Source organism: Streptomyces sp. NPDC005435 (assembly GCF_040703155.1).
Taxonomy (GTDB): Bacteria; Actinomycetota; Actinomycetes; order Streptomycetales; family Streptomycetaceae; genus Streptomyces.
This window is the reverse complement of sequence record NZ_JBEXEQ010000007.1, coordinates 78,463-99,734: the sequence shown is the minus strand read 5'-3', so window position 1 is coordinate 99,734 and position 21,272 is coordinate 78,463. Positions and strand designations below refer to the sequence as shown.

At 73.6% G+C, this 21,272-nt stretch carries 21 protein-coding genes; 11 read left to right on the top strand and 10 right to left on the bottom strand.

Going from position 1 to position 21,272, the window contains the following annotated elements; genetic code table 11:
* Positions 1–35: 35 nt before the first annotated feature.
* Positions 36–680, bottom strand: a complete 645-nt coding sequence (locus AB0898_RS10925; RefSeq protein WP_366802557.1) for a PAS domain-containing protein — start codon at positions 678–680, stop codon at positions 36–38.
* Positions 681–888: 208 nt separating this feature from the next.
* On the opposite strand from AB0898_RS10925, the gene AB0898_RS10920 reads away from it, so the two are divergent.
* Both AB0898_RS10920 and AB0898_RS10915 read left to right on the top strand, forming a co-directional pair.
* Positions 889–4,065, top strand: a complete 3,177-nt coding sequence (locus AB0898_RS10920) for a cytochrome P450 (protein WP_366802555.1) — start codon at positions 889–891, stop codon at positions 4,063–4,065.
* 133 nt (positions 4,066–4,198) lie between these two features.
* Complete coding sequence (locus tag AB0898_RS10915) at positions 4,199–5,488, top strand: ROK family transcriptional regulator (protein WP_366802554.1); 1,290 nt, start codon at positions 4,199–4,201, stop codon at positions 5,486–5,488.
* A gap of 205 nt (positions 5,489–5,693) precedes the next feature.
* Here the strand turns inward: AB0898_RS10915 and AB0898_RS10910 are convergent, their stop codons facing one another.
* Positions 5,694–6,734 carry a PHP domain-containing protein gene (locus AB0898_RS10910; RefSeq protein WP_366802553.1) on the bottom strand — a complete coding sequence of 347 codons (1,041 nt, stop codon included), beginning with the start codon at positions 6,732–6,734 and terminating at the stop codon, positions 5,694–5,696.
* A 161-nt stretch (positions 6,735–6,895) separates the two neighbouring features.
* On the opposite strand from AB0898_RS10910, the gene AB0898_RS10905 reads away from it, so the two are divergent.
* The gene (locus AB0898_RS10905) at positions 6,896–7,141 is read left to right on the top strand and encodes a hypothetical protein (RefSeq protein ID WP_366802552.1); all 246 of its coding nucleotides are present in this window, start codon (positions 6,896–6,898) and stop codon (positions 7,139–7,141) included.
* A gap of 65 nt (positions 7,142–7,206) precedes the next feature.
* Here the strand turns inward: AB0898_RS10905 and AB0898_RS10900 are convergent, their stop codons facing one another.
* The 3 genes from AB0898_RS10900 to AB0898_RS10890 form a co-directional block, all read right to left on the bottom strand.
* On the bottom strand, positions 7,207–8,439 hold the full coding sequence (locus tag AB0898_RS10900) for a ricin-type beta-trefoil lectin domain protein (RefSeq protein WP_366802551.1): 1,233 nt from the start codon (positions 8,437–8,439) through the stop codon (positions 7,207–7,209).
* Between the two features lie 105 nt (positions 8,440–8,544).
* Positions 8,545–9,213 carry a VanZ family protein gene (locus AB0898_RS10895; protein WP_366802550.1) on the bottom strand — a complete coding sequence of 223 codons (669 nt, stop codon included), beginning with the start codon at positions 9,211–9,213 and terminating at the stop codon, positions 8,545–8,547.
* 76 nt (positions 9,214–9,289) lie between these two features.
* On the bottom strand, positions 9,290–9,919 hold the full coding sequence (locus AB0898_RS10890; RefSeq protein WP_366802711.1) for a DUF4230 domain-containing protein: 630 nt from the start codon (positions 9,917–9,919) through the stop codon (positions 9,290–9,292).
* A 213-nt stretch (positions 9,920–10,132) separates the two neighbouring features.
* On the opposite strand from AB0898_RS10890, the gene AB0898_RS10885 reads away from it, so the two are divergent.
* Both AB0898_RS10885 and AB0898_RS10880 read left to right on the top strand, forming a co-directional pair.
* Positions 10,133–11,086: a ribose-phosphate pyrophosphokinase gene (locus AB0898_RS10885; RefSeq protein ID WP_366802549.1), complete on the top strand. Its 954-nt coding sequence runs from the start codon at positions 10,133–10,135 to the stop codon at positions 11,084–11,086.
* Positions 11,079–11,561: a hypothetical protein gene (locus AB0898_RS10880; RefSeq protein ID WP_366802548.1), complete on the top strand. Its 483-nt coding sequence runs from the start codon at positions 11,079–11,081 to the stop codon at positions 11,559–11,561. Before AB0898_RS10885 ends, AB0898_RS10880 begins: the two co-directional genes overlap by 8 nt.
* Positions 11,562–11,590: 29 nt before the next feature.
* Here the strand turns inward: AB0898_RS10880 and AB0898_RS10875 are convergent, their stop codons facing one another.
* Complete coding sequence (locus tag AB0898_RS10875; protein ID WP_366802547.1) at positions 11,591–11,965, bottom strand: anti-sigma factor antagonist; 375 nt, start codon at positions 11,963–11,965, stop codon at positions 11,591–11,593.
* A gap of 238 nt (positions 11,966–12,203) precedes the next feature.
* Positions 12,204–12,503 (bottom strand): DUF4235 domain-containing protein, encoded by a 300-nt coding sequence (locus tag AB0898_RS10870; protein WP_366802546.1) that lies wholly within the window; start codon positions 12,501–12,503, stop codon positions 12,204–12,206.
* A gap of 156 nt (positions 12,504–12,659) precedes the next feature.
* Between AB0898_RS10870 and AB0898_RS10865 the strand changes: the two genes are divergently transcribed.
* Positions 12,660–13,646: a cation diffusion facilitator family transporter gene (locus tag AB0898_RS10865; protein ID WP_366802545.1), complete on the top strand. Its 987-nt coding sequence runs from the start codon at positions 12,660–12,662 to the stop codon at positions 13,644–13,646.
* A gap of 59 nt (positions 13,647–13,705) precedes the next feature.
* Here the strand turns inward: AB0898_RS10865 and AB0898_RS10860 are convergent, their stop codons facing one another.
* Entirely contained in the window at positions 13,706–14,155 is a 450-nt protein-coding gene (locus tag AB0898_RS10860; protein WP_366802544.1) for a nitroreductase family deazaflavin-dependent oxidoreductase, read from the bottom strand.
* 347 nt (positions 14,156–14,502) lie between these two features.
* Here AB0898_RS10860 and AB0898_RS10855 point away from each other — a divergent pair, with 347 nt between their 5' ends.
* From AB0898_RS10855 to AB0898_RS10845, 3 genes are read left to right on the top strand one after another with little or no spacing between them, the layout of a single operon-like run.
* Positions 14,503–15,732 (top strand): cytochrome P450, encoded by a 1,230-nt coding sequence (locus AB0898_RS10855; protein WP_366802543.1) that lies wholly within the window; start codon positions 14,503–14,505, stop codon positions 15,730–15,732.
* Between the two features lie 13 nt (positions 15,733–15,745).
* Positions 15,746–15,973 carry a ferredoxin gene (locus tag AB0898_RS10850; RefSeq protein WP_366802542.1) on the top strand — a complete coding sequence of 76 codons (228 nt, stop codon included), beginning with the start codon at positions 15,746–15,748 and terminating at the stop codon, positions 15,971–15,973.
* A 44-nt stretch (positions 15,974–16,017) separates the two neighbouring features.
* Positions 16,018–16,530, top strand: a complete 513-nt coding sequence (locus AB0898_RS10845) for a flavoprotein (RefSeq protein ID WP_366802541.1) — start codon at positions 16,018–16,020, stop codon at positions 16,528–16,530.
* A gap of 21 nt (positions 16,531–16,551) precedes the next feature.
* Here AB0898_RS10845 and AB0898_RS10840 read toward each other — a convergent pair whose 3' ends face one another.
* Positions 16,552–17,352: an endo alpha-1,4 polygalactosaminidase gene (locus AB0898_RS10840; protein WP_407078326.1), complete on the bottom strand. Its 801-nt coding sequence runs from the start codon at positions 17,350–17,352 to the stop codon at positions 16,552–16,554.
* Positions 17,353–17,504: 152 nt separating this feature from the next.
* Here AB0898_RS10840 and AB0898_RS10835 point away from each other — a divergent pair, with 152 nt between their 5' ends.
* Both AB0898_RS10835 and AB0898_RS10830 read left to right on the top strand, forming a co-directional pair.
* On the top strand, positions 17,505–18,473 hold the full coding sequence (locus tag AB0898_RS10835) for an aldo/keto reductase (protein ID WP_366802540.1): 969 nt from the start codon (positions 17,505–17,507) through the stop codon (positions 18,471–18,473).
* Positions 18,474–18,789: 316 nt separating this feature from the next.
* Positions 18,790–20,754: a ricin-type beta-trefoil lectin domain protein gene (locus AB0898_RS10830; protein ID WP_407078325.1), complete on the top strand. Its 1,965-nt coding sequence runs from the start codon at positions 18,790–18,792 to the stop codon at positions 20,752–20,754.
* A 7-nt stretch (positions 20,755–20,761) separates the two neighbouring features.
* Here the strand turns inward: AB0898_RS10830 and AB0898_RS10825 are convergent, their stop codons facing one another.
* The gene (locus AB0898_RS10825; protein ID WP_366802538.1) at positions 20,762–21,244 is read right to left on the bottom strand and encodes a universal stress protein; all 483 of its coding nucleotides are present in this window, start codon (positions 21,242–21,244) and stop codon (positions 20,762–20,764) included.
* Between the last annotated feature and the right edge of the window lie 28 nt (positions 21,245–21,272).

Genomic DNA, 21,272 nt, shown 5'->3' with positions numbered 1-21,272 from the left:
GGGGAGGGGCCAACGGTTTTCGCCGGGACCGAGCCCTACTCCGCACCCGCCCCCCGCGCCTCCGGCGGCCACACCCCCGGCACCAGCACCCCCAGCGCGTAGGCGCGGGCGATCAGCTCCGTGCGGTTGGCCGCGCCCCAGCGGGCCGACAGGCGGCGCAGATGGTAGGCGACGCCGTCCCGGCTCAGGCCCAGCTCGCGGGCGGCGCGGTCCGTCGTGGCGCCCCCGGCGAGCAGCGCAAGGACCCGGCCCTCGGTCTCCGTGACCCGCGCGGGCTCCGGGCCCCGCCGGACGCCCCGCTCCCCGCGCACCCGCAGCATCACCAGGAGCGCCGGGGTCGCGTCCACGCTGTCGCTCACCGGGTCCGCCGTCAGCTCCCCGAACCGCTCCGCGCCGCCCGGCGCGCTCCAGCTGACCGAGACCTCGTAACGCGAGCGGTGCCGCAGCCGCAGCGCCTCGGCGATCCGCTCCACCTGACCGGCCTCCCGGGGCCGGAACACGCTCAGCACGTCCCGCCCGCGCAGCTGCCCCGGGGTCGTACCGCACGCGGCGGCCATCGCCGGGTTCGCCAGCATCACCACGCCGTACACATCACAGACGGCGACCGGCATCGGCACCCGGTCGAAGAGGGTGAGCGCGCGGTTGCGCCACACCACGCCGTCCGTCCGCCCCAGGTCCATCCGCCGCCTCCCGCTGTGCAAAGCCAGTCCCATCCAAGACGAAAGCACAGGTCAGCGGCAACTTACGGGTCTCATGGGCGCCCTTGGCGCAAGTACTTCCGGAAACTTTCGGCTACAGGATCGTGTAGTGCCATGGCATGGCGCCGGTGCGCCGGGCGGCCAGTCTGGAGAGCAGGACTCCCGCCCCGCGAAAGGCAGTTGCCGCGCCATGCCCCCCACCGCACCGCTTCCCGAGCCCACGGACCCCGGCGTCCCCGTCGTCGACATCACCGCCACCGGTCCCGGCCGCACCCCCATCCAGCAGGTCATGGGCCTGATGCGCGAGCACGGCCCGGCGCTGGTGCGCCGGCTGCACGGGCGGGACGCGCTCTTCGTCGCCGACGCCGACCTCGTCGCCGAGCTGGCCGACGAGGACCGGTTCGCCAAGCACATCGGGCCCGCCCTGGAGAACGTGCGCGCCTTCGCCGCCGACGGCCTGTTCACCGCCTACAACGACGAGCCGAACTGGGCCAAGGCCCACGACATCCTCATGCCCGCCTTCGCGCTCGGCTCCATGCGCGCCTACCACCCGGTGATGCTGAAGGTCGCCCGCCGGCTGATCGGGTCCTGGGACCGCGCCGCCGGCGCCGGACGCCCGGTGAACGTCCCCGACGACATGACCCGGATGACGCTCGACACCATCGGCCTGGCCGGCTTCGACTACGACTTCGGCTCCTTCGACCGCGACGAGCCGCACCCCTTCGTCGAGGCGATGGTGCGCTGCCTGGAGTGGAGCATGACCCGCCTGGCCCGCATCCCGGGCGGCGACTACACGGCGGCCGACGCGGCCTTCAAGGCCGACGCCGACTATCTCGCGGGCGTCGTCGACGAGGTGATCGCCGCCCGCACCGGCACCGACCAGAGCGAGGCCCAGGACCTGCTCGGCCTGATGCTCACCGCGCAGCACCCCGCCGACGGCACCACCCTGGACACGGCCAACATCCGCAACCAGGTCATCACCTTCCTGATCGCCGGCCACGAGACCACCTCCGGCGCCATGTCCTTCGCCCTCTACTACCTGGCCAAGCACCCCACCGCGCTGCGGCTCGTCCAGCGCGAGGCCGACGCGCTGTGGGGCGACGCGGCCGACCCCGAGCCGACGTACGACGAGGTCGGCCGGCTCACCTACACCCGCCAGGTGCTCAACGAGGCGCTGCGGCTGTGGCCCACCGCCGCCGCCTTCAGCCGCGAGGCCCGCGAGGACACCCTGCTCGGCGGGCGCATCCCGCTGCGCGCCGGGCAGGCCGTCAGCGTGCTCGTGCCGATGCTGCACCGGCAGGACGTGTGGGGCGACAACCCCGAGCTGTTCGACCCCGAGCGGTTCACCGCCGAGGCCGAGGCGGCCCGCCCGGTGCACGCCTTCAAGCCCTTCGGCACCGGTGAACGCGCCTGCATCGGACGGCAGTTCGCGCTGCACGAGGCGACCATGCTGCTCGCCATGCTGGTCCACCGCTACCGGCTGCACGACCACGCCGGCTACACGCTCGACATCAAGGAGACGCTGACCCTCAAGCCCGAGGGCTTCACGCTCGCCCTGACCCCGCGCACCCCCGCCGACCGCGCCCACGCCCCGCTCCCCGGCGCCGCCCGCGCCGAGGCCGCCGAGGACAGCGCCGCCGGCACCCTCCCGGCCCGGGTCCGCCCCGGCACCGCCGCGCTCTTCCTGCACGGCAGCAACTACGGCACCTGCCGCGAGTTCGCCGCCCAGCTCGCCGACGAGGCCGCCGCCCTCGGCTGCGCGACCGAGGTCGCCCCGCTGGACGCCCACGCGGACGGCCTGCCCACCGACCGCCCGGTGGTGATCACCGCCGCCTCCTACAACGGCCGCCCCACCGACGACGCCACCGCCTTCCACGCCTGGCTCGACGGCGACCACGACCTGACCGGCGTCACCTACACCGTCCTCGGCGTCGGCGACCGCAACTGGGCCGCCACCTACCAGCACGTCCCCACCCGCATCGACACCCGCCTCGCCGAACTCGGCGCCACCCGGCTCACCGAGCGCGCCGCCGCCGACGCATCCGGCGACCTCACCGGCACCGTCCGCGACTTCACGGCGGGACTGCGCACCGCGCTGCTCCTGGAGTACGGCGACCCGGACGCCACCGTGTCCGCCTCCGCCGGCGAGCCCGAGAGCGCCTACGAGGTCCGCGCCCTGACCGGCGGTCCCCTCGACGCCGCGGCCGAGCGCCACGGTCTGGTCCCGATGACCGTCACCGAGGCCCACGACCTCACCGCGCCCGGCCACCCGCGCGTCAAGCGGTTCCTGCGCGTCGCCCTCCCCGAGGGCGTCACCTACCGCACCGCCGACCATCTGACCGTGCTGCCCGCGAACGACCCGGACCTCGTGGACCGCGCCGTCGCCGCCCTCGGCGTCGCCCCCGAGGCGGTCCTCGACATCCGCGCCACCCGCCCGCGCCGCGACGGCCTCGCCCTCGACCGCCCGCTGACGGTCCGCGAACTCCTCACCCATCACGTCGAGTTGCAGGAGAAGCCGAACCGCCGCCAGCTCGATCTGCTCGCCGGGGCCAACCCCTGCCCGCCCGAGCGCGCCGCGCTCGCCGCCCTGCCCGGCGACGACCCGCGCACCCTGCTGGAGATCGTCGAGGACCACCCCGCCCTGCGCGGCGCCCTCGGCTGGCCCCTGCTGCTCGACCTGCTCACCCCGCTGCGCCCCCGCCACTACTCCGTCTCCTCCTCCCCGGCGGACGACCCGCACCACGCCGACCTCATGGTTTCCGTGCTCGACGCCCCGGCCCGCTCCGGCAAGGGCCGCTACCGGGGCACCGGCTCCGGCCACCTGGCCTCCCTCAAGCCCGGCGACACGGTGTACGCCCGCGTCCAGCCCTGCCGCGAGGTGTTCCGGATCGACGGCTCGGCCCCGGTCGTGATGATCGGCGCCGGAACCGGCCTCGCTCCCTTCCGGGGCGCCGTGGCGGACCGCGCCGCAGCCCGCGCCCAGGGCGCCGAACTGCCCACCGCGCTCCTCTACTTCGGCTGCGATGCCCCAGGCGCGGACTACCTCCACGCCGAGGAGCTGCGCGCCGCCGAGGCCGCCGGAGCCGTCTCGCTGCGCCCCGCCTTCAGCGCGGCCCCCGAGAACGGCGCCCTCTTCGTCCAGCACCGCATCGCCGCCGAGGCCGACGAGGTGTGGGACCTCCTCACCGCCGGCGCCCGGGTGTACGTCTGCGGCGACGGCTCCCGGATGGCCCCCGGCGTACGGGAGGCCTTCCGCACCCTGTACCGGGAACGCGTCCCCGGCGCCGGTGAGGCGGACGCCGTCCGCTGGCTCGACTCCCTCGTGGCGGACGGGCGTTACGTCGAGGACGTGTACGCGGCGGGGTGACCGGAAGCCCACCGAGCACCCACCGTGAGCCCCACGCCTTAGCTCACAGCATGAGATAAGGGGTGCCCCGACATCGTGCCCGGCCTGCCAGGAGAGGTATGTTGCAGGTCGGGCACGGTTCGGAAGGGGCCACATGGCGGGGCGGAACGGGCGCACGGTACGCGATCTGAGGCGGGGCAACCGCACGGCCGTGCTCCAACGGCTGTACTTCGACGGCCCGTTGAGCCGCTTCGAACTCGGCCCGGCCACCGGACTCAGCTCCGGCTCGGTGAGCAACGTGGTCGCCGACCTCGTCGCGGACGGCCTGGTCGAGGAGGCGGGCAGCGTCGACTCCGACGGCGGGCGCCCGCGCACCCTGCTCCGCGTGGCCCCGCACAGCGGCCAGATGATCGGCGTCGACGTGGGCGAGACCCGCGTCCGCGTCGAGCTGTTCGACCTCGCCCTCACCGAACTCGCCCGCGTGGAACACCCGTTGGCCCCGCAGAGCTACGACGTCGAGGTGATCGTCGGCCACATCCGCGACGGCATCGCCGAGGTCCTCGCGGCCCCGGAAGCGGTACCCGACCGGCTGCTCGGCGTCGGCGTCGGCGTCCCCGGCATCATCGAGCACACCGCCGAACAGGGCGCCGTGGTGCACGGCCAGACCATCGGCTGGGACGGCGTCCCGCTGGAGCGGCTGCTCCGCGCCACCTCTCAACTCCCCGACGACGTGCCGTACTTCATCGACAACGGCGCCAAGACGCTCGGCCAGGCCGAGATGTGGTTCGGCGCCGGACGCGGCGCCCGCAACGCCCTGGTCGTCCTCTTCGGCTCCGGTGTCGGCGCCTGTCTGGTCGCCCCCGACGTGGAGCAGGGGCGGGCCGTGGAGTGGGGGCATCTGACCGTACGGGTGCGCGGGCGCCGGTGCCGGTGCGGGGCGCCGGGGTGCCTGGAGGCGTACGCGGGCGCCGAGTCGCTGCTCGCCCGCTGGCGCGAGGAGGGCGGACGCCCGCCGGAGGACACCGACGAGGAGACCGCGCTCACCGCGATGCTCGCCGCCGCCTACCCGGCCGGCGACGCCGAGCCGGACCCGGTGGCCCTCGCCGTCCTTGAGGAGACCGCCGAGTACCTGGGCGCCGGGCTCTCCGACCTGATCAACCTCTTCCAGCCCGAGCGCATCCTGATCGGCGGCTGGGCCGGGCTCCAGCTCGGCACCCGCTTCCTGCCCGCCGTACGCCGTCACGCGGCCACCTACGCGCTGCGCCACCCGGCCGACCGGGTGACCATCGAGCTGGGCCGTCTCGGTCCGGACGCGGTGACCGTGGGTGCGGCGATCCTGCCGCTGGCCGACTTCTTCGCGCGCGGCGGCCGGCGCGCCGAGCCCGCCCCCGGGGACCGGCGCCCCGCCTGGCACACGGCGCTGGAGGAGCGGTCGCCGCGCTGAACGCGCGGAAAAGGACCGTAAACCGAGGCAAAAGGCCGTAAAAGCCTGAAAAAAGAGGAGCCCCGGCCGTGACGGGGGGACGCACGGCCGGGGCGGGGTGGGACACGGCCGGTCGGTCGACCGCGTCCCACACCTCCTACAACGGTTCGCGCCGCCCGGTCGTTCCTGCGGGGACGGTGACCCGTGTCACGTCCATGAGCGCAGGTCAGCGCGTTGCCGCCCGCTCGGGAACCCGGCCCTCGCGGGTCCAGCCCAGCAGCTCGTCCGCCGTCCACGTGGTCACCACCCGCTCCGGCGGCACCGCGCACTCCTCGGCGCGGGCGCAGCCCAGGATCTGCCAGTCCAGCTGGCCGGGCGCGTGCGCGTCGGTGTCGACGGAGAACAGCGTGCCCGCCGCCACCGCCTCCCGCAGCAGCCGCCTGGGCGGATCGAGGCGTTCGGGGCGGCTGTTGATCTCCACGGCGGTGCCCGACTCGGCGCAGGCCGCGAACACCTCGGCCGCGTCGAACGCGGACTCGGGCCGTTTCTTCCCGGCGAGCAGCCGCCCGGTGCAGTGGCCGAGGACGTCCGCGTGCGGGTTCCGTACGGCCTTCACCATGCGCCGGGTCATCGCGCGGGCGTCCATCCGCAGCTTGGAGTGCACCGAGACCACCACCACGTCGAGCCGGTCGAGCAGCCCGGGCTCCTGGTCCAGCGAGCCGTCGTCCAGGATGTCGCACTCGATGCCGGTGAGCAGCCGGAACGGCGCCCAGCGGGCGTTCAGCGCCTCGATCACGTCCAGCTGCTCGCGCAGCCGCTCGGGGGAGAGCCCACGGGCCACGGTGAGCCGGGGGGAGTGGTCGGTCAGCGCGGTCCACTCGTGGCCCAGCGCGGCCGCCGCCAGGCCCATCTCCTCGATCGTGCTGCCCCCGTCCGACCAGTCCGAGTGGGTGTGGCAGTCGCCGCGCAGCAGCGCCCGCAGCCCCTCGCCCGCGCCGTCCGTGAGCGGCGCCCCGGCCTCCTCCTCAAGGGCGCTCAGATAGCCGGGCACCTCACCGGCCAGGGCCTCCCGCACCACCTGGGCGGTCTTCGGCCCGATCCCCTTCAGCGACTCCAGCGAACCGGCCGACGCCCGTCGGGCGACCTCCTCCTCGGGCAGGGCGGAGAGGACCCGGGAGGCGGTGCGGAAGGCCTTCACCCGGTAGGTGGGCGCGAGCGAGCGCTCAAGCAGGAAGGCGATCCGGTCCAGGGCCGCGACGGGATTCATGGGTCACCTCCGGCTTCGGGCACCCCCGGTGGGCGCGGGCCGCCCCCGGCCCACGGGGACCTCCAGCGTTCCCCAGCCCCGCGCCCGGCGCACGGCGGGCGCCGCCGGTCCGGCTCACCTGGACGAGTCGTCCGGGTGCGTGGCGATTTAGGCTCTAGAACATGACCGAACAATCAGCTCCGTACATGTCGAAGCCGCGGGTCATGGTGCTCGGGGTGTGCCCCGGCAAGCCGGGGCGGCCACCCTTCCGGATCATGGAAATCGACGGTGAGGTGATAGGCGAGGTCACGTCCATCACGGAGGTGCTGGAGGTCGCCGCCGCCCGGGGGATCGTCATCCACGACCTGGACGACCCGGACGTCATCCGCTGGGTCGGCGGCGACAAGTTCACCTGGAGGCTGCGCTGAGCCCGGGCCGGCTCGGCCGGTGGTGAGCCCGGGGGCCGCTCAGCCGGCCCTGACCCGGGGGCCGCTCAGCCGACCGTCCACTTCTGGTTGGCGCCTCCGCCGCAGGTCCAGATCTGCAGCCGGGTGCCGTTGGCCGAGTTGTTGTCGGTCACGTCCAGACACTTGTCGGCCTGCGGATTGACGATGTCGTTGGCCGACGACACCACCCACTTCTGGTTGGCGCCGCCCGTGCAGTCCCACAGCTGGACCTTCGAGCCGTCCGCGGTGGCGTTGTTCACCACGTCCAGGCACTTGCCGAGCGCCCGGATCGTGCCGTCCGAGCCGACCGTCCACTGCTGGGCGGCGGTGCCGTTGCAGTCGTAGAGCTGGACCGGGGTGCCGTTCGCGGAGTTCGCGGCGGCCACGTCCACGCACTTGCCGGCCAGGCCCCGGATGGCCTTGCCCGCGGCGCCGTCGGCGGTCGTCACCGACACCGAGTCCACCACGAGCTGCGCCGGGAACTTTGTCGAGCCGTCCGGGTCGCCCGGCCAGTAGCCGCCGACCGCGAGGTTCATGATCAGGAAGAACGGCTTGTTGAACACCCAGGTCCTGCCGCCCAGGTCGGCCGGGGTGCGCCGCTGGTAGACGTTGCCGTCCACCGACCAGGTGATCGAGTCGGGCGCCCAGTCGACCGCGAAGGTGTGGAAGGCGTCCGCGAAGGCCTGCCCGCCGGGCAGCGAGTAGCCCGCGCCGATGCCGCCCGAGCCGGAGTAGCCGGGGCCGTGGATCGTGCCGTGCACCGTGGAGGGCTCGAAGCCGACGTTCTCCATCACGTCGATCTCACCGGAGTCCGGCCAGTTCACCGGGGTGCCGAGCATCCAGAACGCGGGCCACATGCCCTGCCCGCGCGGGATCTTCATCCGCGCCTCGACATGCCCGTACTGCGCGTTGAACTTGCCCGAGGTGTTCAGCCGGGCCGAGGTGTACTGACACGTGCCGTACCAGCACTGGTAGTTGTTCGGGTTCTCCTTCTTGGCGGTGATCACCAGATGGCCCTGGCCGTCCAGGGCCGCGTTGTTGGTGCCCGAGGTGTAGTACTGCCGCTCGTGGTTGTTGACGTTGTCGCCCGTCTCCTGCGTCCACTTCGAGGAGTTGACCGCGGAGCCCGCGGGTCCGTCGAAGGTGTCGGAGAACGTGGTGACGGCCGCCGCGGCGGGCGCCGCCGGGCCGGCGTGCGCGGGCGCGACGGCCGCCGCGGCGATCAACGCGGCCGAGAGGGAGGCGAACAGGCATCTGCGGAGCAGGCGTGGGGTGGCCATGGTTCTCCGTTTCACGTGGGGGGTCTGCTGCACCTCGATTCAAGGAGTGAACTGACGACACGTCAATACCTTGGTACGGACCAGTAGTCGGAGAGCCTCCGTGCGTCAGGCGCCGGCCGGCTCGCGCACCCGCCGCGCGTGCACCGCCCGGCCCAGCCGGCGGCCCAGCAGCGCCCAGCCGATCAGCGAACCGGTGGTGTTGAGGATGACGTCGTCGATGTCGAAGGCCCGCCCGGTGATCAGCGCGCCCTGCGTCAGCTCGACCATCAGCATCACCAGCGCCGTGAGCGCGAGGACCTGGACGACACCCCGGGCACGCGGGGCGAGCACCGGCACCAGCACGCCGAACGGCACGCCGAGCAGGATGTTCCCGCCGAGCTGCCGGATCACGTCGCGTACGGAGGCGTAGTCCAGGTACGCGCGCAGGGAGCGGCCGGGGTGCAGATTGCTGTGGGTCAGCGCCACCGAGGCCGGGGACGGCTCCAGGGTGACCCGGGCGAGCAGGATGGCGAAGGCCACCATGAAGACGAAGGCGAGCAGCATGATCGGCAGCCGCAGGGGGAGCGGGAGCGGCCTGGGGCCCGGGGGCGGCGCCGCCTTCCCGGCGGCGCCCGTCCGGCGGACCCGGGCGAGGAGGCCCGCTCGCCCCGTCTTCCCGGGAGCGCCGGCCTTCGCGGGGGCGCTTGCCCGTCCGGTCTTCGCCTTCCGTTGCGGCCGCTCACCTCGCCTTTGCAGGCGCAGCGCGGCGGGCAGGCGGGAAGCGGTACGGGCCATGCGGTCCTCCGGTCGGGGATGCGGGTGTGCGTTCAGGGGCTGTACGGGCGCGGGGGCCCGTGTGCGGGAGTGGCATTCAGGAGCCGTACGTGACGCGCACCTTCTCGAAGCCGAGGGAGCGCAGCAGGCCCTGGAGCATGCCGGTGGTGTTGGTCTCGGCGCGCGCGGTCAGCTCGCTGTCCTTCGCGGCCTCGCCGATGTGCTGGACGGCGAGTTTCTGCACCGCCTGCTCGCCGTTGGGGTTGTCCGAGAAGAAGTCGCCGAGGCGGTCGAGGAGTCCGCGCTGCTTGGAGACGGCGTAGGAGCGGTCGGGGTCCAGGGCGGCCTTGCCGAGCCGGGCGTGCGGCAGGCGGAGGGTGGCCGAGGTGCGGTCCTCGTTCACGCGCACGTCGTTCTTGCCGAGCGCGCCGAGATCGACGTAGGCGTCCACGGTGCCCGCGCCGACGTACAGCGTGCGGGTGCCCCGCAGCGCGTCCGGGAGGAACCTGGCGTCCTTCTCCAGGTCCACCACCACCTGGAAGTTGCCGGAGGCGGCGTCGTAACGGCTCATGTCCTGAATGGACTTCAGGAGCGCCGGGCCGGAACGGTCGCGCGTCTCGGTGCCGAACAGGTCCTTGATGCCCGGGAGTACGGCCAGCCGTATCCCCGCCACCAGCAGCACCAGCACGACGACGATCGCGGTCACCACTTTGGCCCAGAGCGGCATGCGCCGGGGCACGTCTCTGACAGAACGGGTCCTGACGGAACTGGTCTTGTCCACGGGTCCTCCTTCCCCCGAACGGATGCCCGCCAAATCCCCGCGCAGACCGTTGAGTTGGCCGGACGGTACGGATGACGTACGCGGCAGGCGGCGAGGGGCGGCGCGGGGCGCCGATAGCATGTGCGCCGCAGCCCGTACGGATCATGCGAGGAGCGGATCGTGCGAGACATCGCCGTCTTCAGTGGCAGTGCCCATCCCCGGCTGGCCGAGGAGGTCTGCGCGCATCTCGGGGTGCCGCTCAGCCCGGCCCGGGTGAGCCGCTTCGCCAACGACTGCCTGGAGGTGCAGCTCCAGGACAACTGCCGGGAACGGGACGTGTTCCTGATCCAGCCGCTGGTCAAGCCGGTGCAGGAGCACCTGGTCGAGCTGCTGCTGATGTGCGACGCGGCGCGGGGTGCCTCCGCCGCCCGGATCACCGTCGTGATGCCGCACTACTCCTACGCCCGCTCCGACAAGAAGGACGCGCCCCGCATCTCGCTCGGCGGCCGTCTCGTCGCCGACCTGCTGGTGGCGGCCGGGGCGAGCCGGGTGCTGGCCATGACCCTGCACGCCCCGCAGGTGCACGGCTTCTTCTCCGTCCCGGTGGACCATCTGCACGCGCTGCGCGAACTGGCCGCGCACTTCTCGCGGTACGACCTCTCGCGCACCACCGTCGTCTCCCCGGACCTCGGCAACGCCAAGGAGGCGGCGGCCTTCGCGCGCATGATCGGGGCGCAGGTGGCGGCGGGCGCCAAACAGCGGTTCGCGGACGACCGGGTGAGCATCAGCGCCGTCATCGGCGAGGTCGCCGGGCGCGATGTCATCGTGCTGGACGACGAGATCGCCAAGGGCAGCACGGTGCTCGAACTCCTCGACAGGCTGCGAGAGTTGGGGGCGCGGTCGATCCGGGTCGCCTGTACGCACGGGCTGTTCGCGGCCGGTGCGCTCAAGCGGCTGAGCGAGCAGCCGGACGTTCTGGAGATCGTCTGCACCAACACCGTCCCGGTCCCGCTCGACGACCACCCGGAGAAACTCCGCGTCCTGTCCATCGCCCCGGCCCTCGCCGAGGCCGTGCGCCGCATCCACAACGGGGAATCGGTGAGCGCGCTGTTCGAGGAACCGAAGAATGCGTGAGCGGGGCGCGCCGCGCGTCCTCGGCGTGCTGATGCTGCTCGTGGCGGCGACGGGGTGTGCGCGGGGAGGCACCGCGTGCGCGGGCTGGGGAACCGAGGCGGGCGTCGGCGTCCTGTTCCGCCAGGCCGGGCACGGGCAACTCGCCGGGGCCGTCGCGGAGTTGTGCGCGCGGGGCGCGTGCGTGCGGTCGCGGCTGCGGGACGAGGAGATCACCCGGGTGAGCCTCCGGCTGCCGGAGGACGTGGACCCGGGCCCCGGTCCCGTCCGGCTGCGGGTCACTCCGGCGGGTGCCGCCCGGCCCGTCATCGACGCCTCCGCCGAGGTGCCGCTCACCCGGCAGAGCGACGGCTGCGGCGGCGGGTCGTACCACCGGGGGCTCGCCCTCACCGAGGACGGGGCCCTGACCACGAGGATTCCGAAGTCACTGGGCGAGGACTGGATGAAGCAGCTCCGCGGGCGGACGACCGCCCGGTGACGGGGGCGCCCCGCTCGGCGGGACCCCGCTCACCGGGAATCCGCGTCCGACTCCCACAGGGCCGCCTCCACGGTCGGGTGCGGGGGCAGGAGGCGGGTCAGGCCGGTGACGCGGAAGACACGGAGGGTCAGGGGGTGGGTGCAGACCAGATGGAGCCGGCCGCCGCGCTCCAGCAGCCGGCCGCGGGCCCGGTGGACCAGGCGCAGCCCCGAGCAGTCGAAGAACTCCACGGGGCGCAGGTCGAGGACGAGCCGGAGGCCGGGGCGGCCGGTGAGCCGGTCGAGCAGCGGGGCGATCTCGGCGGCCGTGGCGATGTCGATCTCGCCGCGTAACTCCAGCACCGTGTGGTCCCGGTCCTCGTGCACACGCAGATGCCGGGTGGGCGGAGTGGGGTCCTGTCGCACGACGGCATCACCTCCCACCCGCGCCCGTGACGCGCTCCGCGCCCGCCTGCTCGCCTTCGTCAGAAGGAATTTGAGCATGTTCGATTGACATATGTCTTCGACTTTGACGCATGTCGTTCGAACATGATCGAGTTGTGCCTACGTAAGCGATTGCGTGGCGTGATCGCGTCGTACGGCGGTGCTGCGGCCGTGCTGCGGCGGACGTGGCTCGGTGCCGCGTGGTGCCGTTCGGCGCCGCTCAGTGCCGCTTCGCCGGGCGGGGCTGCGGCCAGGTGCCCGTCGAGCGGGCGACCGCCTTCGCCCGGGTGCGGTCCACCGCGCTGCGGGCCACCGCGAAGATCGCGCCCTGCACCGCCGCCGCGAGCAGGATCTCGCCCCAGCCCCGGTCCGGGTCCAGGGGGTCGGGCGCGTGGTCCTCGTGCCGGACGACCGTCCACACCTTGCGGAACGCCAGCCCCGCCAGCGCGCCGCCCGCCCAGCTGAGCAGGAAGCCGACCGGCTGGTAGTGGAGGGGAAGCTTGGTCTTGTTCTTCGCCATGGGTCACTCCTTCCTCGTGGCACGGGCCTCTTGTCGGCCGAGCGGGCCGCGCCACCCGTTCGCCCTCCCCGGCCCTCTCGCCGCCGGCTTCCCCCTTCCCGTACTCCGCCCGAACGGCGTCGTATGAACCGCCCGGTGCGGGGCATTCGGTGACGGATGAGCGGGACATCCTCGAAGCGGAAGAAGCAGGCCAGGGCCGACCGGCACACCCGGATCACCGTGCTGGTGGCGCTCGCCGCGAACCTGGTGATCGCGGTGGCCAAGGCGGCCGGCGGAGTGCTCGCCGGCTCGCCCGCGCTGCTGTCGGAGGCGGCCCACTCGGTCGCCGACAGCCTCAACGAGGTCTTCCTGCTGGCCGCGCTGCGCCGCAGCCGCCGTCCGGCCGACCGCGGTCACCCCTTCGGGTACGGCAAGGAGCGGTATTTCTGGTCCCTGCTCGCGGCCGTCGGGATCTTCGTGATGGGCGGCTGCTTCTCCTTCTTCCAGGGCTTCGAGGCGCTGCGCACGGGCACGGAGGAGAAGTTCAGCGGCTATGTCGCGGGCCTCGTCGTCCTCGGGGTCGCCTTCGTCGCCGAGGGGCTCTCCCTGCTCCGCGCGCTGCACCAGGCCCGCCGGAAGGGGGGCGGCTCCGCCGATCTGAGCGACCCCGCCCTGCGCACCGTGATCGCCGAGGACGGCACGGCGGTGCTCGGTGTCACCCTGGCCGCCGCCGGCATGGCGCTGCACATGGTGACGGGCCAGGTCGCCTGGGAGGCGGCCGCCTCCATGGTGATCGGCGCGCTGCTCGTCTCCGTCGCCTACCGCCTCGGCCGCGAGGCCCGCGACCAGCTCATCGGCGAGGCCGCCGACCCCGAACTCACCGGCCGCATCCGCGCGCTGCTGTGCGCGCAGCCGGAGATCGACAGCGTCGAGGCGCTGTTCACGATGAAGACCGGCCTCGACTCCACGCTGGTGGCCGCGCGCGTCGACCTCGTGCCGGGCATGGACAGCGAACGGGTCGAGGAGGTCGCCGTACGCATCAAGCGGTCGGTCGCCGAGATGTTCCCCGACACCGACCGCGTCTTCCTCGACGTCACCGACCGCGACGGCGCCACCGGCACACGGGAGAGCCCCGCCGCGACGGGGGAACGCGGCGGGGCCTGACCGGCGAGTGCCCGGCCCGCGAACGGTTCATGCACCGGGCCCCGGAAAAATCCGCGGGCTCAGCCCGCGTCCACCGGCTCCAGCACGAACACCGGGATCTCCCGGTCCGTCTTCTCCTGGTACTCCGCGTACGGCGGGAACGCGGCCACCGCGCGCTCCCACCACTCGGCCTTCTCCGCGCCGGTCACCTCGCGGGCCCGCATGTCCCGCTTGACCGGGCCGTCCTGGAGCTCGACATGGGGGTCGGACTTGACGTTGAAGTACCAGACCGGGTGCTTGGGCGCGCCGCCGACGGAGGCGACCGCCGCGTACGCGCCGTCGTGCTCCACCCGCATCAGCGGCGTCTTGCGGATCTTGCCGCTGCGCGCGCCGCGCGTGGTCAGGACGATCACCGGCAGGCCGGTGTCCCGCAGCGTCGTCCCCTCGGTCCCGCCGGAACCCTCGTACAGCTCGACCTGCTCGCGCACCCACTGGGCCGGGCTGGGCTCGTACTCGCCCTCAAGCGGCATTGCCTCGTCCTCTTCTCGGTCAGACGGCTCTTGCTCGTACGGCTTTCTTCTGCGACCTGCCACAACAGCGGCGGGCGCCGCAATCATCCGTACCGCGCAGCGGTGGCCGGAACACCCCCGTATCCGCGAGACTGAAAGTGGCCGGAAGCAACCGAGTAATCTGGCCGAGAAGAAGCGAAGTGCGATCCGGAACGGCCGGAACCGGTGCTTCCGCGCCCCTGCCGGCCACGCTCTTCGGCCAGATCCGCGAGGCCACCGATCTGGCCGGACTTGCCGTCGCCCCATGAGTGCCCCAGGCATCTAATGAAGATCGGCACGACGCACCTCTTCGTCTGCGAGGTCTTTCCATGACGGAACTGACGGACATCACCGAGCCGGACGCCCCGGTCACCCCCGTCGCCTTCCCGCAGGACCGCTCCTGTCCCTACCACCCGCCCACCGGGTACGGCCCGTTGCGCGAGGCGCGGCCGCTGTCCCGGGTCACGCTGTTCGACGGCCGCGAGGTCTGGGCGGTCACCGGGCACACCGCCGCCCGCGCCCTGCTGGCCGACCCCCGGCTGTCCAGCGACCGCACCAGGCCCGGCTTCCCCGTCCCCTCGGCCCGCTTCGCCGGGGTGCGGGACCGGCGGGTCGCGCTGCTCGGCCTGGACGACCCCGAGCACAAGGTCCAGCGGCGGATGATGATCCCGTCGTTCACCGTCAAGCGCGCCGCCGCGCTGCGGCCGAGCATCCAGCGCATCGTGGACGGCCTGCTGGACGCGATGACCGAGCAGGGGGCGCCCGCCGAGCTGGTCTCCGCCTTCGCGCTGCCCGTGCCGTCCATGGTGATCTGCGGCCTGCTCGGGGTGCCGTACGACGACCACGAGTTCTTCGAGGAGCAGTCCCGCAGACTGCTGCGCAGCCCGACCGCCGAGGAGACCCAGGCCGCCCGGGTGGCGCTGGAGGAGTACCTCGGCGATCTCGTCGACCGCAAGGCCGCCGCGGCCGAGCCCGGCGACGGCGTGCTCGACGACCTCGTGCACCAGCAGCTGCGCGAGGGGTCCCTGGACCGGGCGGAGACCGTCTCGCTCGGGCTCATCCTGCTCGTCGCCGGGCACGAGACGACCGCCAACATGATCTCGCTGGGCACCTTCACCCTGCTCCGCCACCCCGAGAAGCTGGCCGAGCTGCGCGCCGACCCCTCGCTGCTGCCCGGCGCGGTCGAGGAGCTGATGCGGATGCTGTCCATCGCGGACGGCCTGGTGCGCGTCGCGCTGGAGGACATCGAGGTCGAGGGGCAGACCGTCCGGGCCGGCGAGGGCGTGCTCTTCTCCACCTCGGTGATCAACCGGGACGCCTCCGTGTACGAGGACCCCGACACCCTGGACTTCCGCCGCTCCGCCCGCCACCACGTGGCCTTCGGCTTCGGCATCCACCAGTGCCTCGGGCAGAACCTCGCCCGCGCCGAGCTGGAGATCGCCCTCGGCTCGCTGCTCACCCGGCTGCCCGGGCTGCGCCTTGCCGTCCCCGCGGAGGAAATTCCCTTCAAACCCGGCGACACGATCCAGGGGATGCTGGAACTCCCCGTGACCTGGTAAGAGGCTCAGGCCCATGCACATCGACATCGACACGGACACCTGTATCGGCGCGGGACAGTGCGCGCTGGCCGCCCCGGCGGTCTTCACCCAGGACGACGACGGCTACAGCTCGCTGATCCCGGGCCGCGAGGACGCCACCGACAACCCGATGGTGCGGGAGGCGGCCCGGGCCTGCCCCGTCGGCGCGATCACCGTCACGGAGGACTCGCCCCGGGCGGCGGTGAGCGCCACGGACGACTGAACGCGGCCGTCGGCGAGGTCCCCGGGTCCGGGTAGGGTGCCCGGATGACCGACCGAGCCGGCGGGCCGTTCCTGTACGTCGTCGTCTGCGCGGCCGGGATCGCCGACGGGGTCGGCACCCTGATCACGGCCGCGCGGACCCGGGGCTGGGACGTCGGCGTCATCGCCACACCGGCGGCGACGAACGGCTTCTTCGACCTGGCCGCCGCCGAGCGGCTGACCGGCCGTACCGTACGGTCCGCCTGGCGCACCCCTGCCGACCCGCGCCCCTTTCCGCCGCCGGACGCGGTCGTGGTGGCGCCCGCGACCTTCAACACCGTCAACAAGTGGGCCGCCGGGATCGCCGACACCCTCGCGGTGGGCACCCTGTGCGAGGCGCTCGGCCTCGGCGTGCCGATCGCCGTGCTGCCCTGCGTCGGCGAGGCACTGGCCGCCCACCCCGCCTACGGGGAGAGCGTGGCCCGGCTGACCGGGCTCGGCGTGCGGTTCGGGGCGGGCGGCGGGGACGGCGGCTTCCCCTGGGAGTCGGCCCTCGATCTGCTGGAGCCGCCCCGCTGAGCCGTCGGGTCAGGCGCAGGGTCAGCGGGTACGGCGTACGTACCCCGGATCGCCGGGCGTGGAGACCTCCAGGTCCCGGCGGACGATGCTCAGCCGTCCGCCCCAGCGCGCCAGCGCCTTGCGCAGTCCCGCGTCGGTGTACTCGACGTCCAGCACCCGGTCGTCGTACGCCTTCGCGTACACCCCGCACTCGTCGTACTGCCCGCACTCCTCCGCCACCGCGAAGTCCAGCCCGGCGGCCTTACGGCGCCCGGTCAGCTCGGCGGTGTTCTTCTGGCCGACGGCGAGGCGGCGGGCGTGCGCGTGCCGGGTGAGCAGGCGCATGTACGCGACGGCGTCGTCGGCGGTGAGCAGCCGGCGGGAGCGGGTGTAGCTGTCGTAGTTGTCGGGCTCGACGGCGTCGAAGCCCTTGCGGGCGCAGCCGTCGGTCCAGGCGTTCACCCGGCGCGCGATCCGCTCCCGCTTGGCGGGGGTGCCGAGGTCGAGGAGGGGTTCGTCCCAGTCCTCGTCGATCACCGTGCGGCCGTCTCCGTCGCGCAGCAGCAGGTCGGCGGGCCAGCCGGCGCGTTCGCCGGGCTGGGCCTGGAAGGCGTTGACGTAGCAGACGTTGTAGCGGCCGGGGGCGGGGGAGCCGGAGCGGTCGCGGGTGACGATCCGGACCCCGGCGGGCGGCGGGTAGGCGCCGCCGATCTGGTAGTCGAACCCGGCGTGGCGCGGCGGCAGCCGTATCGCGTCCTCGTCGTGTCCCGGCGCGCAGCCGGCCAGGGCGGTGGCGAGGGCGAGCAGCACGGCGGCGGCACGCGCGACGGCCGGGCGGGTCACGTGTGCTCCCTCGGTTCTCGTGTGCGGCGGCGGGAGTGCCGTACGGCACTTCCGTGATCCAACCGGCCGCGCGCCGCGTGCGTCAACTCGCCCTGACCGGGCCGACGTACCCTCGCGGTGACAGCACCTTCCCCACGGCAGGAGCGGCAACGATGCGGTATGTGAAGCTGGGTTCCACGGGCCTGGACGTCTCGCGGATCTGTCTGGGCTGTATGACCTACGGCGAGCCCGACCGGGGTGTCCACGAGTGGACGCTCGACGAGGACGCCGCCCGGCCGCTGATCCGGCAGGCGCTGGAGGCGGGGATCAACTTCTTCGACACCGCCAACGTGTACTCCGACGGCACCAGCGAGGAGATCGTCGGCCAGGCACTGCGGGACTACGGGCACCGCGACGAGATCGTGCTCGCCACCAAGGTGCACGGCCGGATGCGCCCGGGACCCAACGGCGGGGGCCTGTCCCGCAAGGCGATCATGTCCGAGATCGACCACAGCCTGACCAGGCTCGGCACCGACTACGTCGACCTCTACCAGATCCACCGCTACGACCACGAGACGCCGGTCGAGGAGACGATGGAGGCCCTGCACGACCTGGTGAAGGCGGGCAAGGTCCGTTACCTCGGGGCGAGTTCGATGTACGCCTGGGAGTTCGCCAAGGCGCAGTACACCGCCGAGCTGAACGGCTGGACCCGGTTCGTGTCGATGCAGAACCACTACAACCTGCTCTACCGCGAGGAGGAGCGGGAGATGCTGCCGCTCTGCGCGGACCAGGGGGTCGGGGTGCTGCCGTGGAGCCCGCTGGCGCGGGGGCGGCTCACCCGCGACTGGGGCACGGTCACCGGGCGCAGCGCGGGCGACGACTTCGGCAGCCGGCTGTATCTGGAGAGCGACCGGGAGATCGTGGAGGCGGTGACCCGGGTCGCCGAGGCGCGGGGCGTGCCGCGCGCCCAGGTGGCGCTGGCCTGGCTGCTGCACCAGGACACGGTGGCGGCACCGGTCGTCGGGGTGTCCAGGACCGGGCATCTGGAGGACGCGGTGGCCGCCGTACGGCTGGAGCTGACCGAGGAGGAGATCGCGGAGCTGGAGCGGCCGTACACCCCGCGCGCGGTGAGCGGGCACTGATTTCCGCCGCCTATTTTTCCTTGACCGGTCAACAGGATTCCCGGGATTGAATCCCGGTCAATGATCATCTTCCTTCCCGCCGTGTTCCGTTTTCCGTGCCCGCGAACGGGAGATCTCTTGTTCCGCGCCGCCGGCCTGTGCGAAAGTGTGCGCTGCCGGCGCGCGGACAATTGTTTTTCCGCCGCGAGCGCCGGTCCGCTCCGGTGCGTCCCCCCTGTCTCAAATGAGCTTCCCCAGGCGGGCGTTGGGGCTGTCGCGTTCGGGGTCCTGCCGTCGGTATGGGCCGATTCCGTGTCGGGTCTGGAGGAATGCGGTAGTGAAAGGCGAAGGACCGGAGAATTTCCCTGATTTCCCCCAGTCCCGGGATTCCGGCGAATACGGCAGGCGCACTCCGGTGTCGGACCGGGAACTCAGCACCGAGCTGAAGAACTGGACGGGAGCGGCGCCCGCGCTGCACCCCGTCGGCGAACTCCTCGACCGGCACTGGGCCGCGGGGTACGCCTACGCCCGGCTGTGCACCGCCGGACCGCGCGCCGCCGGGATGCTCACCACCGCCGCCTTCACCCGGCTCTTCGGCGAGACCCTGCGCCAGGCGGGACCCTCCGCCGCCTGGCGCCCCCATCTGCTGGTCACCGTGCGCCGCGTCGCCGCCGAGTGGGACGGCGACGGCCGCCAGGACCTGCTGCACCCCGCGCTGCTCCCGGGCCCCGGCGGCACCGAGCGCGCCGCCGCCCGCCTCCTCCCGCCCTCCGGCCGGCGCCTGCTGTCCCGCGCCTTCCAGCGGCTGCCCCAGTCCTACCGCGCCGTCCTCTGGCACGCCGAGGTCGAGGGCGAGCCCCTCTCCGTCCCCGCCGAACTGCTCGGCCTGGACGAGGAGAACACGCTCATCGAACTGCGCCGCGCCCGTGAGCGGCTGCGCGAGGAGTGCCTCCAGACCCACCGCGAGCTGGCCGCCGACCCCGAGTGCGGACGCTATCTGCGGATGCTGGACGTGACCTTCCGGCGCGGCGCCCTGGACATGGACCCCGATCTGCGGGCCCATCTGGAGGGCTGCCGCCACTGCATGGAGACCGCCGAGCAGCTCGGCCGCTTCCGGCAGGGGCTCGGGCTCGCCCTCGCGGAGTCCGTCCTCGGCTGGGGCGCCGCCGAGTACCGCGAGGCCCGCGCACACCGCGCCGAGGAGGCGCCCGCCGTACCCGCGCTCACGGGCGGCGAGGACTTCGAGCGGCCGCCCGCCGCCGCCCCCGGCCCCCCGCCCGCGCCCCGGGGCACCGCCGGCTCCGGGCCGGCCGTCCGCCCCGCCGCCTCCGGGACGGCCGTCCGCCCCGCCGCCTCCGGGACGGCCGTCCGCTCCGCGCACCGGGCCGCGCGCCGCGCCCGCCGCCGCAACCTCGGCATGGCCGTCGCCACCGTCGGCGGCCTGGTCGTCCTGCCGCTGGTGCTGTGGTCGGCGCTCGGCTCCGGCGACGACTCCGCCCGCGCCCACGGCGCCACCCCCTCCGAGGCGCCGGACACCCAGCCGCCCACGCCGGGCCCCTCCTGGGCCGGGGCGAGCACCCGCGAGGGCGCCCTGCACGGCAGGCTGCACAACGTGGCCTCCGGCGACTGCATCGCCGTCGCCGGCAAGGCGGCCGAGGGCGCCGAGGCGAAACTCGCCGCCTGCTCCTCGGCACCGTCCCAGCGCTGGACGTACGAGCCCAACGGGCTGCTGCGCAGCGACGCCGCCCCCGATCTCTGCCTCGACTCCCACCTCGGCTACTCGGTCCGCCTCGCCCCCTGCACGGCCACCGGAAGCACCGCGCGGAACCTCCGCTACGACTTCACCCTCCAGGGCGTCCTCGTCCCGCGCTGGGACCAGGACCTCGCCCTCACCCCGGCCGCCACCGACGGCTCGGGCGCGCTGGTCGTCAAGAACCGCGAGGACAGCGGGGCGCAGCGCTGGGTGATGGACACCAGCCGTACCGACCCCCAGATGCAGAGCGTCGGCTGGGACGGCACCACCCCGCCCGCCAAGGGCGCGGGCAGCACGTCCGCCGCTCCCGGCCGGACCGCCTCACCGGCCCCGACGCGGAGCGCGCGGCCCGCCCCGAGCGCGACCCCCACCGAGCAGCCCGGCCCCACCGAGGAGGGCTTCCCCGTCTCCTACCGCTGCGCCGACCACCAGGACGCCTGCTTCCGGGGCGGCCGCTCGGGCGACGGCGACCACGGCGGGTCCTACGGCTCGTACGGGGGCTCCTACGGCGGTTCGTACGGCGGCTCCTACGGGGGACGCCGCCACTGACGGACCGTCAGTGGGGCGGCGGGGGCGGCAGCGTCCGCAGGGAAGGAGCCCGGTCCGGCCAGACCAGCAGGACCGGGCAGGGCGCGTGGTCCACGGTGAAGCGGGAGGCCGGGCCCAGGCTGTGCGGACCGAGCCGGGTGCGGTCGCCGTCCCGGGCGAGGACCAGCAGATCCGCGCCCTCGGCCGCCGCGACGACCTCGCGCTCGACCCGCCCCGAGCGCTCCTCGCGGACGCAGGGGCGGCCGAGCCGTCCGGCGGCCGCCGCGAGCAGCTCCGCCGCCGAACCGTCGTTCAGCGCCTCCATCAGGTCGCCCGGATCGCCCCGGCGCCCCCGGCCCAGCAGCCCCGCGAACGCCCCGTGCGCCACCCCGGGCACCTCGGGCCCGCTCACGTGCAGCAGCACCACCTCGGCACCGGCCGGGGTGTGCTCCCGTACGGCGTCCACACAGGCGGGCCAGGTGCCCTCGACGAGCCAGGCGATCACACGCATCCGGGGCCGTCCCCTCTCGACGTACGGC

Excerpts from the sequence above, each read along its gene's own strand:
- AB0898_RS10925 (WP_366802557.1), bottom strand. The coding sequence starts at position 680 with ATGGACCTGGGGCGGACGGACGGCGTGGTGTGGCGCAACCGCGCGCTC.
- AB0898_RS10920 (WP_366802555.1), top strand. The coding sequence starts at position 889 with ATGCCCCCCACCGCACCGCTTCCCGAGCCCACGGACCCCGGCGTCCCC.
- AB0898_RS10915 (WP_366802554.1), top strand. The coding sequence starts at position 4,199 with ATGGCGGGGCGGAACGGGCGCACGGTACGCGATCTGAGGCGGGGCAAC.
- AB0898_RS10910 (WP_366802553.1), bottom strand. The coding sequence starts at position 6,734 with ATGAATCCCGTCGCGGCCCTGGACCGGATCGCCTTCCTGCTTGAGCGC.
- AB0898_RS10905 (WP_366802552.1), top strand. The coding sequence starts at position 6,896 with ATGACCGAACAATCAGCTCCGTACATGTCGAAGCCGCGGGTCATGGTG.
- AB0898_RS10900 (WP_366802551.1), bottom strand. The coding sequence starts at position 8,439 with ATGGCCACCCCACGCCTGCTCCGCAGATGCCTGTTCGCCTCCCTCTCG.
- AB0898_RS10895 (WP_366802550.1), bottom strand. The coding sequence starts at position 9,213 with ATGGCCCGTACCGCTTCCCGCCTGCCCGCCGCGCTGCGCCTGCAAAGG.
- AB0898_RS10890 (WP_366802711.1), bottom strand. The coding sequence starts at position 9,919 with ATGCCGCTCTGGGCCAAAGTGGTGACCGCGATCGTCGTCGTGCTGGTG.
- AB0898_RS10880 (WP_366802548.1), top strand. The coding sequence starts at position 11,079 with ATGCGTGAGCGGGGCGCGCCGCGCGTCCTCGGCGTGCTGATGCTGCTC.
- AB0898_RS10870 (WP_366802546.1), bottom strand. The coding sequence starts at position 12,503 with ATGGCGAAGAACAAGACCAAGCTTCCCCTCCACTACCAGCCGGTCGGC.
- AB0898_RS10865 (WP_366802545.1), top strand. The coding sequence starts at position 12,660 with ATGAGCGGGACATCCTCGAAGCGGAAGAAGCAGGCCAGGGCCGACCGG.
- AB0898_RS10860 (WP_366802544.1), bottom strand. The coding sequence starts at position 14,155 with ATGCCGCTTGAGGGCGAGTACGAGCCCAGCCCGGCCCAGTGGGTGCGC.
- AB0898_RS10855 (WP_366802543.1), top strand. The coding sequence starts at position 14,503 with ATGACGGAACTGACGGACATCACCGAGCCGGACGCCCCGGTCACCCCC.
- AB0898_RS10850 (WP_366802542.1), top strand. The coding sequence starts at position 15,746 with ATGCACATCGACATCGACACGGACACCTGTATCGGCGCGGGACAGTGC.
- AB0898_RS10845 (WP_366802541.1), top strand. The coding sequence starts at position 16,018 with ATGACCGACCGAGCCGGCGGGCCGTTCCTGTACGTCGTCGTCTGCGCG.
- AB0898_RS10835 (WP_366802540.1), top strand. The coding sequence starts at position 17,505 with ATGCGGTATGTGAAGCTGGGTTCCACGGGCCTGGACGTCTCGCGGATC.
- AB0898_RS10825 (WP_366802538.1), bottom strand. The coding sequence starts at position 21,244 with ATGCGTGTGATCGCCTGGCTCGTCGAGGGCACCTGGCCCGCCTGTGTG.